At 60.8% G+C, this 15319-nt stretch carries 18 protein-coding genes; 12 read left to right on the plus strand and 6 right to left on the minus strand.

The window, feature by feature from the left end; genetic code table 11:
- The 5 genes from HOC_RS15995 to HOC_RS16015 all read right to left on the minus strand — a co-directional run.
- Window positions 1-719: thymidylate synthase family protein (locus tag HOC_RS15995; RefSeq protein ID WP_035540480.1), on the minus strand; the 719-nt coding region annotated here is incomplete at its 3' end.
- Entirely contained in the window at window positions 716-1270 is a 555-nt protein-coding gene (locus tag HOC_RS16000) for a C1 family peptidase (RefSeq protein ID WP_035540481.1), read from the minus strand. The genes HOC_RS15995 and HOC_RS16000, both read right to left, overlap by 4 nt.
- Window positions 1271-1365: 95 nt before the next feature.
- Window positions 1366-2283, minus strand: a complete 918-nt coding sequence (locus tag HOC_RS16005; protein ID WP_162174882.1) for an ImmA/IrrE family metallo-endopeptidase — start codon at window positions 2281-2283, stop codon at window positions 1366-1368.
- A gap of 97 nt (window positions 2284-2380) precedes the next feature.
- A complete protein-coding gene (locus HOC_RS16010) occupies window positions 2381-2737 on the minus strand; it encodes a helix-turn-helix transcriptional regulator (protein ID WP_035540486.1) in 357 nt (118 codons plus the stop codon).
- 6 nt (window positions 2738-2743) lie between these two features.
- Window positions 2744-3115 (minus strand): hypothetical protein, encoded by a 372-nt coding sequence (locus HOC_RS16015; RefSeq protein WP_035540489.1) that lies wholly within the window; start codon window positions 3113-3115, stop codon window positions 2744-2746.
- Between the two features lie 173 nt (window positions 3116-3288).
- Between HOC_RS16015 and traG the strand changes: the two genes are divergently transcribed.
- Complete coding sequence (gene traG, locus HOC_RS16020) at window positions 3289-5208, plus strand: IncP-type conjugal transfer protein TraG (RefSeq protein ID WP_084146394.1); 1920 nt, start codon at window positions 3289-3291, stop codon at window positions 5206-5208.
- A 3-nt stretch (window positions 5209-5211) separates the two neighbouring features.
- A complete protein-coding gene (locus HOC_RS16025; RefSeq protein ID WP_035540490.1) occupies window positions 5212-5589 on the plus strand; it encodes a hypothetical protein in 378 nt (125 codons plus the stop codon).
- Window positions 5590-5592: 3 nt separating this feature from the next.
- Here the strand turns inward: HOC_RS16025 and HOC_RS16030 are convergent, their stop codons facing one another.
- Window positions 5593-5859 (minus strand): hypothetical protein, encoded by a 267-nt coding sequence (locus tag HOC_RS16030; protein WP_035540491.1) that lies wholly within the window; start codon window positions 5857-5859, stop codon window positions 5593-5595.
- Between the two features lie 198 nt (window positions 5860-6057).
- Between HOC_RS16030 and trbB the strand changes: the two genes are divergently transcribed.
- The 10 genes from trbB to HOC_RS16080 are packed head-to-tail and all read left to right on the plus strand — an operon-like array spanning window position 6058 to window position 15318.
- Window positions 6058-7038 (plus strand): P-type conjugative transfer ATPase TrbB, encoded by a 981-nt coding sequence (trbB, locus tag HOC_RS16035; protein WP_084146395.1) that lies wholly within the window; start codon window positions 6058-6060, stop codon window positions 7036-7038.
- An 11-nt stretch (window positions 7039-7049) separates the two neighbouring features.
- Window positions 7050-7382 (plus strand): TrbC/VirB2 family type IV secretion system protein, encoded by a 333-nt coding sequence (locus tag HOC_RS16040; RefSeq protein ID WP_035540492.1) that lies wholly within the window; start codon window positions 7050-7052, stop codon window positions 7380-7382.
- The gene (locus HOC_RS16045) at window positions 7382-7636 is read left to right on the plus strand and encodes a VirB3 family type IV secretion system protein (RefSeq protein WP_035540493.1); all 255 of its coding nucleotides are present in this window, start codon (window positions 7382-7384) and stop codon (window positions 7634-7636) included. Before HOC_RS16040 ends, HOC_RS16045 begins: the two co-directional genes overlap by 1 nt.
- Window positions 7630-10092: a conjugal transfer protein TrbE gene (gene trbE, locus HOC_RS16050; RefSeq protein WP_035540494.1), complete on the plus strand. Its 2463-nt coding sequence runs from the start codon at window positions 7630-7632 to the stop codon at window positions 10090-10092. Before HOC_RS16045 ends, trbE begins: the two co-directional genes overlap by 7 nt.
- Window positions 10089-10802 carry a P-type conjugative transfer protein TrbJ gene (trbJ, locus tag HOC_RS16055; protein ID WP_035540496.1) on the plus strand — a complete coding sequence of 238 codons (714 nt, stop codon included), beginning with the start codon at window positions 10089-10091 and terminating at the stop codon, window positions 10800-10802. Before trbE ends, trbJ begins: the two co-directional genes overlap by 4 nt.
- A gap of 6 nt (window positions 10803-10808) precedes the next feature.
- Window positions 10809-12125 (plus strand): P-type conjugative transfer protein TrbL, encoded by a 1317-nt coding sequence (trbL, locus tag HOC_RS16060; RefSeq protein WP_035540498.1) that lies wholly within the window; start codon window positions 10809-10811, stop codon window positions 12123-12125.
- A gap of 4 nt (window positions 12126-12129) precedes the next feature.
- Window positions 12130-12825, plus strand: a complete 696-nt coding sequence (trbF, locus tag HOC_RS16065; protein ID WP_035540500.1) for a conjugal transfer protein TrbF — start codon at window positions 12130-12132, stop codon at window positions 12823-12825.
- Window positions 12822-13829 carry a P-type conjugative transfer protein TrbG gene (gene trbG / locus HOC_RS16070; protein ID WP_035540502.1) on the plus strand — a complete coding sequence of 336 codons (1008 nt, stop codon included), beginning with the start codon at window positions 12822-12824 and terminating at the stop codon, window positions 13827-13829. Before trbF ends, trbG begins: the two co-directional genes overlap by 4 nt.
- Window positions 13826-15082 carry a TraB/TrbI/VirB10 family type IV secretion system protein gene (locus HOC_RS16075; protein ID WP_035540503.1) on the plus strand — a complete coding sequence of 419 codons (1257 nt, stop codon included), beginning with the start codon at window positions 13826-13828 and terminating at the stop codon, window positions 15080-15082. The genes trbG and HOC_RS16075 overlap by 4 nt, the downstream gene beginning before the upstream one ends.
- Window positions 15082-15318: a DUF2274 domain-containing protein gene (locus HOC_RS16080; RefSeq protein WP_035540504.1), complete on the plus strand. Its 237-nt coding sequence runs from the start codon at window positions 15082-15084 to the stop codon at window positions 15316-15318. The genes HOC_RS16075 and HOC_RS16080 overlap by 1 nt, the downstream gene beginning before the upstream one ends.
- Window position 15319: the final 1 nt, after the last annotated feature.

Below are 15319 nucleotides of genomic sequence, written 5' to 3' on the forward strand. Positions count from 1 at the left end.
TCTGGTGGATCACCCCTGTGGGGCAGGCCATCAGCGCCTGCCTCGCGGGCAACAAAATACAACAGCCGCCCGAGGCCGATCAGATTTCCCAGCGTGCGCTGCATGTAATAGTGAGAACGGTACGTCGCATTCAACCTCACCTGGCTTTTGGTATTATCGTACTTGAAGCTGGCGAGGCTAAGACAGGGCAGGTTTCCATAGTATGGTTTGCGGTCTGTGGCAGGATCGTAGGTCGCCACTTCTGCAGTGTTTGCGACCTCGTCCAAGAAAGGCCGCCCGGGCACGAGTTCGTAGCAGGCCTTGTATCTCCGTGCTGCGGACATCTTTTTGATGATCTTTTCCAGCGGGTTGAAAGTTTTTCCCTCAAGGTCAGTCTGGCGAAGCATTCGCATTGCATAGCAGCCCCACCTCTTGTCTTTACGGCAAGCATGGATGCGGTCCATCCGCTCGGGATAGATCCTAAACACACCGTCGCGGCCATTCCTTACATAGTCGCTGATGGGGAAAATTGTCTCTGCAACGGTGTGGATCCGGCCGCCGCCATGCGTATTGAGGAATCCATCGACAAGATCGATCACCTCGGAATCTTCCGATGACAGTTCAACTGGATTTGCTATGTGAAGGATGAGGTCATAATCTTCATGCCCTTTCCTGTCCTGGAGATAGCGGGCGGCTCTTACCCAGACTTCCGGAATAGTCCGGCCTTCAATCAGTTTCATGATCCAATCCTTTCCTGCGCGACAATACGGGCTTCGATGAGGTGTAGTTCGATATAGGCTCGTGAGAGCCAGGCATGTCCCGACATGCCCCACCCGGCGCCCCAGCTATTGCGTATGAGAATGAAATGGTCGGTGCCATCGCTTGCGGAACCAACGCCCAGAACGGCATGCCCGCCGCGCTCGGTGTCAGGTGCCAGCGACGGGAGCATCCCTGAGTGATCACATCGGTAGAAGGCGTCGGTTATTATCAGCCCCATCACTACAGTTCGACCAGTGAGAAACTGTGAGGCAATAGCGTCGAAATCCGGGGGAATAGGCTCAAAGTTCGCTTTGTAGACAGGTGCGGAATGAACGGGGGGAGCCCAGTCGACGCCGTAGGCCTGCGTGTCGGCATAAGGCCAAACATGGTCGACTGGCTGGCCTTCTGACAATAAAGCTGATGCGGTTGAATCGAACGTCGTTCCCTCATCGGGATTGGCGGCCGGCATCTGCTGCACGGAATGATAGAACAGGTATTCGATTGAGAGATCTTCAGACGCCGCTGCCGTCAATCCGTGCGCCGTAGACGTGGCGCAAGATAGGCAGGACACACGTCTGCCCTGTTGCAGTACGCTACTCAAGGAAGGGCGCAAATCCGCATGCACGATCACTTCTCCACCGCTCCCCGATTTATTCGGGCAATGCGCGACAAGCCTCCGGACTCCTTTCCTGACATTATCAGCGAGACACGCAGTTGACGGTCATTATCAGGAGCGGCTTGCCAGGGCTGAGACTCTGACAGGTCAATGTTCACCATAGGCGCTTCAGGGGGGCGCGTAATCAACGTCCGCCGGACGCCGCCGCCATATAGAACAGGATCGCGCGCAATCTGGTTCCTGTCGGAAATGACTTCGAAGCCTGCGCCCCTCAGCTTATCCAGGTTCCATTGATAGCCACTGCCCGCCGCTTCTTCGAGGTCAATTTTGATGAGATCGTCCGGGTCAACAGTTAGCGTCGCACCATGATCCTTCGCAGATATCCGCCACGTGTTCGCCCAGGAGTTTGCTGGCCGAAAAGTCTCACCGGTGCTCTGCTTGATCTGGGCGACCTTCGTCTTGAGCAGCAGCTCAACATCAGTCCGATTCAAGATGTCGTGGCTAAGTAGTCCCCAGCATGTCGCCTCATAGCTCGCGCCCATCCGTAATGATAGCTGGTAAACTATATCGGGGTTCTGCAAATGGCGTTGGACGGTCCAGCCCTGTTGTTGCACATGATGTTTGTAGAGCCAGCGGGGTAGCATGAACTCAGCCGCGAATGCGTCCGCTGCCAATTCTTGAAAGTCCTGCCCACTTGCGGGCTCTAGCATTGCTCTGTAGTTGAATTCTCGATCCACACTTCCAGAGTGCCCTAGCACCGCGTGTCCTAGTTCGTGGGCCGCGGTGAATCGCTGAATGTACAGGCCACGCTCGGTCGTAACCATGATGCCGCTAAGCGGTTTTGGCAGGCAAAGGCCGAGCGCTGTCTTTAGGGGTTTGAAGACGAGAGGAATCTCAAGCTGCTCGATCGCGCCGAACACATCGATCATGCCGGAGCCTGAGGTTACGGTATTGCGGATCTTCATCTCACGATGAAGACGCTTGGCAGCTGAGATCGCCTCCAGTCTGATTTCTGCAGCGCGACCTCTAACCATCCTCCGCCTCGCCGGGTGTCTTGTTCTGGAGGAACATAGCAAATGACAGAAGCTGCTGGCGATCTTCGTCCGAGAGCTCCGTGGCCGCGCGCGCCAGCGCATGTACACTCTCCGGCAATACCGGCGGCGCGGACCTACCGGTCAACGACTCAATCGATTGGGAATAAAGGTCGGAGAAGCGGGCAAGCTCGACGGCATCCACCTTTCTGCGGCCATTTTCGATCAAGGATATCGCAGACCTTGGAAGACCGACCGCACTTGCAGCTTCATCCTGACTGAGATCGAGGTATTCGCGGGCGATCTTTAATCTCTGGCCGAGGCTTTCCCACTCCGTTCGTGACTTGCTCATCCCGATTTAAACCTCGATCATTTCTTTTTCGACTTTCCGCTTTTTTACTTTCCGTTTTCCTGAGTAGACGTCCCGCAGTTTCGGTAGCAGGTCATCAAGCATCTCGTCGCAGCTGTCATACCCTCCGGGCTTGATGATCTCGGGTGGTATTTCGATATCGAGAATTTCGCTGGTCACGCTGCTTGCGTCCAGAACACGCTTGGAATCAATCGCTGGTGTCTTTGAAATAATGGAACCCCCAGTGCCTGACGGGGCGTCTTCGACTATGTTGGCATCAATTGCCTGCGCTTCTTCTTCATACCATTCCTCCAAGGCCTCGCCGAGTTCATCGGCCTTCTCGTCGAAAGCGGCTTCCTTCTGCTGCTGCGTAAGTTCCATGAGAACCTCATGTGTTCGAATTTCGAACAATAAATATGCCGTTATGTTCGAAATGTCAACGCCGTCACAAGGAATCGGATATCCCAGAATAGCCCGGGATCTCCCTCAGCGACGATTTCCGCCATCGACTGCTTGGCCTAGAATTGTGCCTTTCTCATTTCAGGATTGGACCATTGACACCTACTAAAATCCTCCTCGGACAATTCCTGCTGACGCTGTTCCTGATCACCTGCTCGGTGTGGGTGGCGACGCAGTGGGTGGCAGGGGTGTTGGACTATCAACCGCGCTTGGGGGATCCGTGGTTTGAAGTGGCTGGACAGCCTGTCTACAAGCCCTGGCGTCTGTTCCAGTGGTGGTATGCCTATGATGCCTATGCGCCGAACGTGTTTGCGCGGGCCGGTGTGATTGCTTCTCTTGGTGGGATTGCCGGGATCGTGATGGCGATCATTGCATCCTTGTGGCGCGCACGGCGTGAGAAAAATGCGACGACATACGGGTCGGCAAGGTGGTCCTCGTCGCTCGATGTTCGGAAAGCTGGCCTGTTTGGCGTAACCGGCGTTGTGTTGGGACGGTTCAGAAGACGTTATCTTCGGCATGCGGGTGCAGAGCATGTTATGGCTTTTGCGCCAACGCGGTCCGGCAAGGGTGTGGGGCTGGTGGTCCCTACCCTGCTGTCCTGGACAGGCAATGCGATCATTCATGACATCAAGGGTGAGAACTGGTCACTCACTTCCAAGTGGCGGTCTGGCTTTTCACGCTGCATCCGGTTTGATCCGACTGATCTTGCGAGTTCGCGGTTCAATCCGCTGCTAGAAGTACGGCTTGGCGCCCATGAAGTGCGCGATGCACAGAATGTGGCCGATATCCTTGTCGATCCGGAAGGTTCGCTCGAACGGCGCAATCATTGGGACAAGACAGCGCATTCACTGCTCGTTGGTGCGATCCTTCATGTTCTCTATTGCGAGGATGACAAGTCGCTCGCAGGCGTGGCGACCCTGCTGTCAGACCCTGCGCGGCCGATTGATGAGACGCTGGAGCGGATGCTGGAGGCGAACCATCTAGGATCGCGAGACCGACCCTTGACCCATCCCGTGGTCGCTGAGGCGGCGCGGGAGCTCTTGAACAAGGCGGAGAACGAGAAATCATCCGTCGTGTCGACGGCGATTTCCTTTCTGGGTCTATACCGGGATCCAGTGGTGCAACGCGCGACGTCCGGGTCGGATTGGCAGATTGAGGACTTGGTGCGAGGGGAACTTGCTGCATCCCTGTATCTGGTTGTCCCGCCCTCTGACCTTTCACGGACCAAGCCGCTGATCCGGCTAATCCTCAACCAGATAGCGCGTCGCCTGTGCGAAAAGCTGCCTAACGGACAAGAGACCCGGCAGACCCTGTTGATGCTGGATGAGTTTCCCGCGCTTGGCCGGCTTGATTTCTTCGAGACATCGCTGGCGTTCATGGCGGGGTATGGCGTGCGGGCCTTCCTGATCGCCCAGTCTCTAAACCAGGTCGAGAAGGCTTATGGCCAGAATAATTCCATCCTCGACAATTGTCATGTTCGGGTCGCCTTTGCGACCAATGACGAGCGTACAGCCAAACGGATTTCGGACATGCTTGGCACGACCACCGAGCAGCGTAGCCAGAAGAACTATACCGGCCACAGGCTCGCTCCCTGGCTCAGTCATGTGATGGTTTCCCAACAGGAAACACAGCGCCAGCTCATGACGCCGGGCGAGGTTATGCAGATGCCCGCAGATGAAGCGCTGATCTTCCTGGCCAGCCATCCGCCGATCAAGGCGAAAAAGCTTCGCTATTTCGAGGATCGCAATTTCACCGAACGCGCAGGCGGGTTGGAAAGACCGGCGCCAGGCAGTGATGCGCCAGCCTGTTCCGGCTATCATGCATCGGGGCCGGCACCTGCGGGCGGCGACACTGGGGGGCTGGCCCGAACCGTTGACCCGGACATCTCAGATGACGAGGAAGTTGAGCGCGAAATGGATACGGCCGAGCAGGCGCCGGTCGAGCGCAGCAATATTCAGGACCAGATCGCGCGCTATTATCTCCAGTTCCATGAAAATGGCGGCCGGGAGCTCTGAACCATGAGCAACAATCCACGCCTGCACGTCCGCGTCTCCGAAACCAATCTGCGCAAGCTGCGGCGCGTTTCCGGAGACCATGGCGTGAATATGGGCGCGCTTGTCGATGAGGCGCTGACCCTTATGTTTACGCCGCCGGAAAAGAGGCCTGATGCTGCTATTGTGCAGAGGCTTGAACGGGTCGAGGACCAGATGGAGAAGCTGGAAACGAGCGCGGCCTTCCAGACCGACCTGTTGATCGAGTTCATATTCGAGTGGCTTCGCCAACGACCTGGCAAAAACCCCTTCGAGACCCCTGCCGATGCGGCACGAGCGAAATCTGAACTTGAAGCCCTGACCAAGCGGGTCGTGGAGCGGGCCAATCCGCATATCTGGAACTGAGTGTCAGGTGCCCACATCTAGCTCTCCGCTCGACAGCGCCTGTCGGTAGTGCGACGCCAACTGTTCTGTCCTGAACATGTAGAGCGCCATGTGCTCGCCTCTCTCAAGATGGCTGTGCATGCGCCAGTCGGGACCGATATTTGTATTGATCCAGGCGGCAATGATGTCGAGACGCTTGCCGTGCCCCGTGGGCGGAATAGGCAGCGCGACACGGTATGGAAATTCGCGTGCATCCTTTTTGGCCATCAGGACTGACTTGTAGCGACCCATAGCTTTCCCCCTGTAGTTCGTGCGTTGTTCTTTCGTGAGGTGGGAGCAAAATCAATCGCGGCGCTCCGATTTGTTGTGAATTTACCCCTGCCTCTCCCGGCAGGTCCCTTTCGTACCCCCGGCCTCCTCCCGTCCCATCTGGGGGTCTGATCATAGGGGTGTGACGTTGCCTCATCACTGATGAGGACACCCCGCGCCATGACGTCCCTGGCCCAATCTTCCGAAACAGACACGCGGCGCTCCGCCATGCTGCGGACGGCCTTTGACGGGCCGGTTGGGGCAGCGCTGGCCGCACCTGATACAATCGAGATCCTCGCCAATCCTGATGGTTCAGTCTGGGTCGAGAAGGCTGGCTTTGGATTGCGGCGCGCGGCCGAGACTCTCGGCCGTGCGGAACGCGAACGGATCATCCGACTGGTCGCGTCAGCTGTTGGCGAAGCCTGCGACCGGGACTCGCCGATTGTGTCAGCCGAATTGCCGGGCTCAGGCGAACGGTTCGAAGGAATACTGCCTCCCGTTGCCGAAGCGCCCTGCTTTGCGATCCGCAAACCGGCGGGACGTCCGATTGCGCTCGATACCTATGTCGAGACGGGCGCGCTGACGCCTGCTCTCTGCGCCGGACTGCGACAGGCGCTAGAAGACCGGCTAAACATTGTTGTCGCGGGCGGAACCTCGTCGGGCAAGACGACCTTCACCAATGCGCTCCTGTCTGAGCCGGCGCTGGCTGACGACCGGATTGTCATCTTGGAAGACACCCGCGAACTTCGTTGCACAGCCGATGATGTCACACAGCTTCGCACGCATCGCTCCGGCATCACCTTGCGCGACCTTGTCCGCTCGACCATGCGGCTGAGGCCCGACCGGATCATTGTCGGCGAGGTTCGCGGCGGCGAAGCACTCGATCTCCTCAAGGCCTGGAATACCGGCCACCCGGGCGGGATCACCACGCTTCATGCGAACTCTGCGCTAGGCGGGCTCACCCGGCTTGAACAGCTAGTCGAAGAAGCAACCAGCGCCCTGCCCTACGCCCTGATCGGCGAGGCGGTTGACGTAATCGTGTTCATGTCCCGCGCCAGTGGGTCAAGACGGGTCGAACAGGCGCTTCGTATCACAGGCTTTGACGGCACGGGCTACCGCACCGAGCCGCTCGCCGCCCCCTTCATCAGCATCGTCAATTGAGGAGAGACTTTATGCACTATCATCAGATCAAGGCGCTCAATCGCAGCGTTCAGGCCGCAGCCTTAATCGCATCGGTTGGCCTGCTCGCCCTTCCGGCACATGCCGCGGGCACCGGCATGCCCTGGGAAGGTCCGCTCGACCAGATCCTGCAATCGATCGAAGGCCCGGTGGCCCGCATCGTATCGGTGATCATCATTACACTGACGGGGCTGACGCTGGCGTTCGGGGAAACATCCGGCGGGTTCCGCAAGCTGATCCAGATCGTGTTCGGCCTTTCGATCGCTTTTGCGGCGACCAGCTTCTTCCTGACCTTCTTCTCGTTCGGCGGCGGCGCGGTGCTCTGATGCTCGACGGCTACGAGATCCCCCTCCACCGCTCGCTTGCCGAGCCCATCCTGATGGCGGGCGCGCCGCGCTCGGCCGCCATCGCCATCGGGACACTGTCAGCGGCGTTGGCCCTCGGGCTTCGGCTCTGGATCCCGGGCCTCATTGTCTGGGTGGCGGGACACTCGCTCGCGGTCCTCATGGCCCGCTCCGACCCCGATTTCCTGACCGTGGCGATCCGCTCGGCCCGTCATAAGGAGCATCTCGCATGCTGAATCTTTCTGAATATGCAGGCCACCCCACGCGCCTTGCTGACTACCTCCCCTGGGCGTGCCTCGTCGCGCCGGGCGTCGTCCTCAACAAGGACGGCGCCTTCCAGACAGGCTTCCGCTATCGCGGCCCCGACCTTGAAAGCTCGACGGAAGCCGAACTCGTGGCCGTGACGGCGCGGGTCAATAATGTGCTGCGCCGCTTCGGGACCGGCTGGGCGCTTTTCTTCGAAGCGGTCCGGCAGGAGGCTCAGTTATCGCCAGAGAGCGCGTTCGGGAATGCGACCGCCTGGCTGATCGAACAGGAACGGCGCGCATCAGCTGAAGAAACGGGAGCGAGGTTCGAAAGCACCTACTACCTCACCCTGCTCTGGCTGCCGCCCGCCGACGCGACGGGGCGCGCTGAGAAGGCGCTGATCGAGCGCCCGGAGAAGCGTGACGGCCACGACTGGCGCCAGCGGCTCGAACATTTCCAGACGCGGGCGGCGCAGACACTGGACCTCTTGTCGACAGCTTTGGATGAGATCCATCCCCTCAGTGATGAGGAGACGCTGACCTATTTGCATGCCTGCGTCTCTTCCAAGCGCCACCCGGTCGCTGTGCCGGACCTGCCGGTCTTTCTGGACGCCGTGCTTGCCGACGAATCTTTCGATGGCGGGCTCGAGCCGCGTATTGGCAATGTTCATCTCGCGACGCTGACCCTGCTCGGCTTTCCGGCAACGACGCTACCGGGCATGCTCGATGAGCTTAATCGTCTCGGTTTCTCCTATCGCTGGGCGACGCGGTTCATCGCCATGGACAAGGCCGAGGCCGAGAAGCTCCTGGCCAAGAAGCGCCGCCACTGGTTTGCCAAGCGCAAATCCGTCGGCGCCGTGCTGCGCGAGACCCTGTTCAACGAGCAGGCGGCGCTTCTCGATAATGACGCCGACAACAAGGCGGCCGATGCCGATGCGGCCTTGCAGGAGTTAGGCTCGGATCTCGTCTCCTATGGCTATGTCACGACGACCCTCACCCTGATGGGCGAGACGCGTGACGAAGTCGAAGCGCGCACCCGCGCCGTCGAGCGCATTATCAACGGGCGCGGGTTCACGGCCATTCGCGAAACGCTGAACGCGGTCGAAGCCTGGCTCGGTTCCCTGCCCGGCCATGTCTATGCCAATGTCCGCCAGCCCATATTGCATACGCTGAACCTTGCCCATCTTGTGCCGATCTCCTCGGTCTGGGCAGGTGATAGCTGGAATGACCATCTGTCCGATCGCGCGCTGATCGAAGCGCAGACCGAAGGCACGACGCCGTTCCGGCTGAACCTGCATGTCGGCGATGTCGGCCACACGCTGATTGTCGGGCCGACCGGGTCCGGCAAATCGGTATTGCTCTCGCTCCTCGCGGCGCAATGGCAGCGTTATGAGGACGCACAGGTTTTCGTTTTCGACAAGGGTGGCTCCGCCCGCGCGGTGACGCTCGCTATGGACGGGACCTGGTTGCCGCTCGCCGGGGATGAGCGGCCCGCGCTTCAGCCGCTCAGGGACATCGACACTGAGCGCGGTGCGAGCTTTGCGGCCGACTGGCTGCTCGGTCTCATCGCGGCGGAGGGTGTGACGGTTACGCCAGATTTGAAGTCTGCCCTCTGGGATGGGGTGCAGTCCCTCGCCTCGGCGCCTGTGACCGAGCGCACGCTAACGGGCCTCAGCCTCATCCTGCAATCGGATACGCTGAAGGCCGCGCTGCAGCCCTACACGCTGGAAGGGGCCTACGGGCATTTGCTCGATAGCGACCATGAAGCGCTGGATCTCACATCGGTCGCGTGTTTCGAGATGGAAGAGCTGATGCAGACACCGTCAGCGGTCGCGCCTGTTATCACCTATCTCTTTCACCGGCTCGAAGACCGGTTCGATGGCCGCCCGGCACTGCTTATCCTCGATGAGGCCTGGCTGTTCCTCGACCATCCGGTCTTTGCTGCGCGCCTGCGCGACTGGCTGAAGACCCTGCGCAAGAAGAACGTTGCCGTTGTATTCGCAACCCAGTCGCTCGCCGATATTGAAGGGGCGTCCATCGCCCCGGCCCTGATCGAATCCTGCCCGACACGGATTTTCCTGCCGAACGAGCGGGCGCTCGAGCCGGCATCTCAATCTGTCTATCGCCGGTTCGGGCTGAATGACCGGCAGATCGACATCCTCGCAAAAGCCATTCCGAAGCGGGACTATTACTATACCTCGCCCCTGGGCTGCCGCCTGTTCGAGCTTGGCATGGGCGAGGTTGCGCTCGCCTTGTGCGGCGCTGCCGCGCCTGCCGACCAAAAGCAGATGACCGCCTGTCTCGAAGAGGCGGGCGAAGCGGGCTTTGCCCGTCGCTGGCTGGAGCTGAGGGACCTCGGCTGGGCAGCTGACCTTATCGCGGGCTGGCCGGGCCTGCCCGGCGCTGACCCTGCAAAAATCGCTGCTGAACAGGAACCCAGACCATGAAACGACCCTTCCTGAGTATTGCCGTCTCCGTATTTGTCTGCGCGGCGCCCATACCGGTGTTTCTAACCCCGCCGGCCGCTGCGCAGCTTACCGTCTATGATCCCGCCAATCATGCCCAGAACATCCTCCAGGCCGTGCGCGCGCTGCAGGAAGTCGACAACCAGATCCGCCAGCTGACGCATGAGATCGACATGATCGAGAAGATGGCGCGAGACCTGGAAACCCTGCCCGTAGACGTCGCCCGCGCCATCATTGCCGACCGGATCCGGCGGATCAGCGAGCTGATGCGCGATGCTGAAGGCATCGGGTACGGCGTGGAAGAGGTCGAGGATGAATATGAGGACCTCTATCCCGAAACCTATGGCGATACGCCGCCTGACTCAGGCGTGCTCGTCGAAGATGCCCGTGCCCGATGGCGCCAGTCCCGCAGCGCCCACAAGCACACCCTGCTCATGGTCGCCGAAACGGTGCGCAACAATGCCGAGGATTCCGAGGCGCTGACCGGCTTGGTAGATGAGAGCCAGACTGCGATCGGCAACCTCCAGGCCCTGCAGGCCGGCAACCAGATCGGCGCGCTCTCTGCCGAGCAGCTGATCCAGATGGAGGCCCTGATGGCTGCCCACTACCGGGCTATTGCCTTCGACCGCGCGCGCGAGCTTGAAGAGGCCGAACGCGGCCGGGCCCGCCTTAAATCCTTTCTCGGAGACTGACCCGCCATGGAAGAGATGGGCGTCATCGACCGGTTTCTCGAAACCTTCATTGCCTATATCGATTCAGGCTTCGGCCTGCTCGCGGGCGATGTCGCTTACCTGACCACCACGCTGATTGTCATCGACATCACGCTGGCCGGTCTCTTCTGGGCCCTCTCGCAAAATGCCGATGTCATGTCGGGGCTTCTGAAGAAGGTGCTCTATGTCGGCTTCTTCGCCTTCATCATCGGCAATTTCACCCTGCTCGCCAATATCGTGTTCGAGAGCTTCGCGAGCCTCGGTGTGAAGGCGGGCTCCAGCACGCTGACGGCAGGCGACCTTATGCGACCGGGCTATATTGCCGGGGTTGGGTTCGAGGCGGCAGAACCCTTGCTGGCCCAAATCGGCGACATGCTTGGTCCAATCAGCTTCTTTCACAATTTTATCCTGATCGCTGTCATGTTCCTGGCCTGGGCGATCATCCTCGTCGCCTTCTTCGTGCTCGCGGTTCAGCTCTTCGTGGCGATCCTGGAATTCAAGCTGACGACGCTGGCCGGGTTCGTACTGATCCCGTTCGCGCTCTGGAACAAGACCAGCTTCCTCGCTGAACGCGTGCTCGGCAATGTCGTCACCTCCGGCATCAAGCTGATGGTGCTCGCTGTCGTCATCGGGATCGGCTCAACGCTCTTTGCTTCGATCACCGATGCTTTCACCGGGCCGGGCGATACGACTCTGGCGCAAGTGATGGGCACCGTGCTTGCCGCCATCGTCTTTCTCTGGATGGGTGTGTTCGCGCCGGGGATTGCGTCGGGCCTTGTCACCGGGGCGCCGCAGCTTGGCGCCGGTTCGGTCGTCGGCACGACGGCGGCAGTTGGCGCAGGCGCGATCCTCGCGGGCACAGGCACAGTTGCAGCCGGGCGTGCCGCTATCGGCGGGGCCTCGGCAGCGGTCAAGGCCGGGGCTTCCATGTCGGGCGCGGCCCGCACCTCCTATGACCTTGGACGGCTCGGTTCGGGCGCGGATGGCTGGCGCGGGCGGGCCGCAGGCGTGGCCGGCATGGCCCAGGCCGGAGGTGACGCCGTCCGCCGTATGGCGGGCCGGCCCTTCAGATCTGTTGGCAATGCCTATCGCCGTGGCAGTGAAGCGGCTTTCGCCGCGACGGGCGGCACCACAGGCGCGTCTTCCAGTGAGTCCGGCGCGTCCGGTTCCAGTCCGGCCTGGGCGCGGCGCCTGCGAACAGAACAACGCCTGCAGCATGCCGGGGCCATCACGGTGCACGCCCTGAAAGACGGCGACCGCGGCATGGCAGGCGACAACCCGAAACTCCAGAGAGACGAGGACTGATCCCATGTTCAGGCGAACTTCTACCCATTACGGGCAAAGCCCGCATCCCGAAACGCCCTACCAGAAGGCCGGCCAGGTCTGGGATGACCGGATAGGCTCAGCCCGGGTCCAGGCGAAGAACTGGCGGCTCATGGCGCTCGGTCTGCTCGGACTTCTGGCCGCCTCGTCTGCCGCGCTGGTCTGGCGCAGCCTGCAATCGACGGTGACGCCGTATGTCGTGGAAGTGGACGATACCGGCGCGGTTAAAGCGGTTGGCCCCGCCCTCGCCAATTACGACCCGACCGATGCACAGGTCGCCCATCACCTCGCCAACTTCATCTCCGATGTCCGCAGTCTTTCCATCGATCCGGTCATTGTCCGGCAGAACTGGTTGGCGGCCTATGACTATGTGACCGACAAGGCCGCCATCACGCTCAGCGATTATGCCCGCGACAATGACCCCTTCGCCGAGATCGGACGTCGCTCGCGCAGTGTCGATGTCGTAAGTGTCGTCCGCGTCTCGGACGAGTCCTTCCAGGCGCGCTGGCTTGAGAAGACCTACGAGAATGGCGCGCTGACCGGCGTCAAACGGTTCACCGGCCTCTTCACCCTGATCCACTCCCCGCCGCGCGATGCGCCGACGCTCCGCGCCAACCCGCTCGGCCTCTACATCCACAGCCTCAATTGGGGCGAAGACCTTGTCACAGGAGACAACCCATGATCCGCACTCTCACACTGGTATCCGCACTGGCCCTTGCCACCGCCTGCGCCAGCCTTCCGGAGGCCGCGCCGATCGAGCCGGAACTGTTTGTCGCCGCCGCGCAGGTCGAGGACGCAGAGCCCCGTCCTGTCGAGATCGTCGAAACACCAACACCTTTGCCGCTTCCCGGCCAGATGAAACCGGTCGACGGGGTCAAGCGCACGGTAACCCGTGTCTATACCTCGCCCTCCGAGACGATCCGCAAGGGCACATCAGAAGCCCGGATCGAACCGTCCGTGGACGGCTATGTAAATGCCATTCAGGTTTATCCCTATACAGAAGGGGCGCTGTACAGATTGTATGCCGCGCCGGGACAGGTCTCCGACATTGCGCTGCAGCCCGGCGAGACGCTGGTCTCTGTCTCGGCTGGCGATACGGTGCGCTGGATTGTGGGAGATACATCCTCCGGTTCAGGCGGAACAGCACGCGCACATGTTCTGGTCAAACCGATCGGCGCCGGCCTCTCGACCAATCTCATGATTGCGACGGACCGGCGGACCTATCATCTGGAACTGGAGAGCGGTGACGGCACCTATATGGCGGCGTTGTCCTGGCGCTATCCAGCCGACGAGCTCTCGCAACTCATCTCTCGCAACAGCGCAGCGCTCGCGCGGGAAGAGACATCAATCATGCCGGGTGTTGCACTCGACCGGCTGGACTTTGATTACCTGATCGATGGTGACCGTCCAGACTGGCGACCCGTCCGCGTGTTCGATGATGGGCGGCAGGTTTTCATCCAGATGCCGGAAGGGTTGTCGACCATGGAGGCCCCGCCCCTCTTTGTCCTTGGCGCTTCTGGCGAGGCCGAACTCGTCAATTATCGCCTCAAGGGCAATTACTACATTGTCGACCATCTCTTCCGGGCCGCTGAGCTTCGCCTTGGTGAGAAATCCCAGACCGTGGTGCGGATCCGCAAACGCGAACCGAGGTCTGGTCTCGCGAGCCTGTTCGGGAGCAAGGGATGAGCGAGCCAGCCCCTTTCCCGCAGCAGGCCGATGCCCTGAAACTGCGCGCGCGGCCGCGACCCGTCACACGGATCAACCGGAAAGTCCTGATGGTCGGCGCCGGGCTCGGTGTGCTGGGTCTCTTTGCTGCCGCCTCGATTGCGCTCGATCCGCCCAAGGCCGTCGATCCCGCGGATCGCCAGGAACTTTACAACACGGCCACGAAGCGCGCGCCGGATGGGCTGGCAGAACTTCCCTCGTCCTATGCGACCTGGACGCCGTCGCCCGGAACGCCAAAGCTTGGCGCACCCATGGCCGGCGACCTCGGCGGGACAGTGGTTTCAGAGGAACGCGAATGGGGGCTCGATCCGGAGTGGGATGTCGCAGCCTCGGATGATTTCAGGCCCTCGCCTGAAGATGAAGCCCTTCGGGCCGAACGTCTTGTCGCGGCTAAGCTTGCTGACGCAGCGGGCAAATCCTCCGTATTCTTTGACATTGGCGCTGGGCCGAGCATCGGGCCGGCATCCCTGCCGTCTGCCGGAGTTCCGGCCTCGTTCGGCTCTGAGCTGCTGGCGCTCGCTAGCCAAAGCGCCGGTGCCTTGCCGACAGGTCCAGGTAAGGATGACAACTTGCAAGCCCGCAAGATCGCCTTCGCGGACGAGGCACGCGATGGGGCGATTTACAACCCGCATGATCTCGAGACACCGGTCTCGCCCTACCAGGTCATGGCGGGCACGCTTATCCCGGCTTCGCTTGTGACAGGCCTCAACTCGGATCTGCCAGGTTCGGTCATCGGGCAGGTCACCCAGCCGGTCTATGACACCGTCACCGGAGCTTATCTTCTCATTCCGCAGGGTACCCGGCTGATCGGGCGCTACCAGTCCGAAATCTCATTCGGCCAGCAGCGCGCACTATTGATCTGGGACCGAATGATCTTCCCGGATGGCAGTTCTGTGCAGATATCTGAACCTGCCGCAGACAAGCAGGGTTTTGCGGGCCTTTCTGACCGCACAGACCATCACTGGGACCGGGTATTTGTCGCCGCTGGTCTTGCGACCGTTCTCGGCATCGGCGCGGAACTAGGATCAGACGAGGATGATATCGAACGTGCCATACGGCGCGGGTTCGGCGACAGCGTGTCTGAGGCCGGGGAGCGCGTCGTTGATCGCAACCTCGGCATCCAGCCGACCCTTCGTATCCGGCCCGGCTGGCCGGTGAGGGTCATCGTGACGCGTGATCTTGTCCTGCGGCCTTATTCTCAGGGAGGCCGCTGATGAGCCTTCGCATTGCCCAACTGCCGGATCGCACGCCGGTCAAACTGACCCTCTCTGTTGAACCCGATCTCGCGTCCGCGCTTGCCGACTATGCGGCGATCTATGCCAAGACCTATGGCGCCGAAGAGAAACCCGAAACCCTGGTTCCTGTCATGCTGGAAACCTTCCTCGCATCGGATGCCGGGTTCAAGCGGGCCCGCAAGGCCCTTCATGCCAGAGCCAGCAAAGGAGACTAGA

This window comes from Hyphomonas oceanitis SCH89 (assembly GCF_000685295.1).
GTDB classification, from domain to species: Bacteria; Pseudomonadota; Alphaproteobacteria; order Caulobacterales; family Hyphomonadaceae; genus Hyphomonas; species Hyphomonas oceanitis.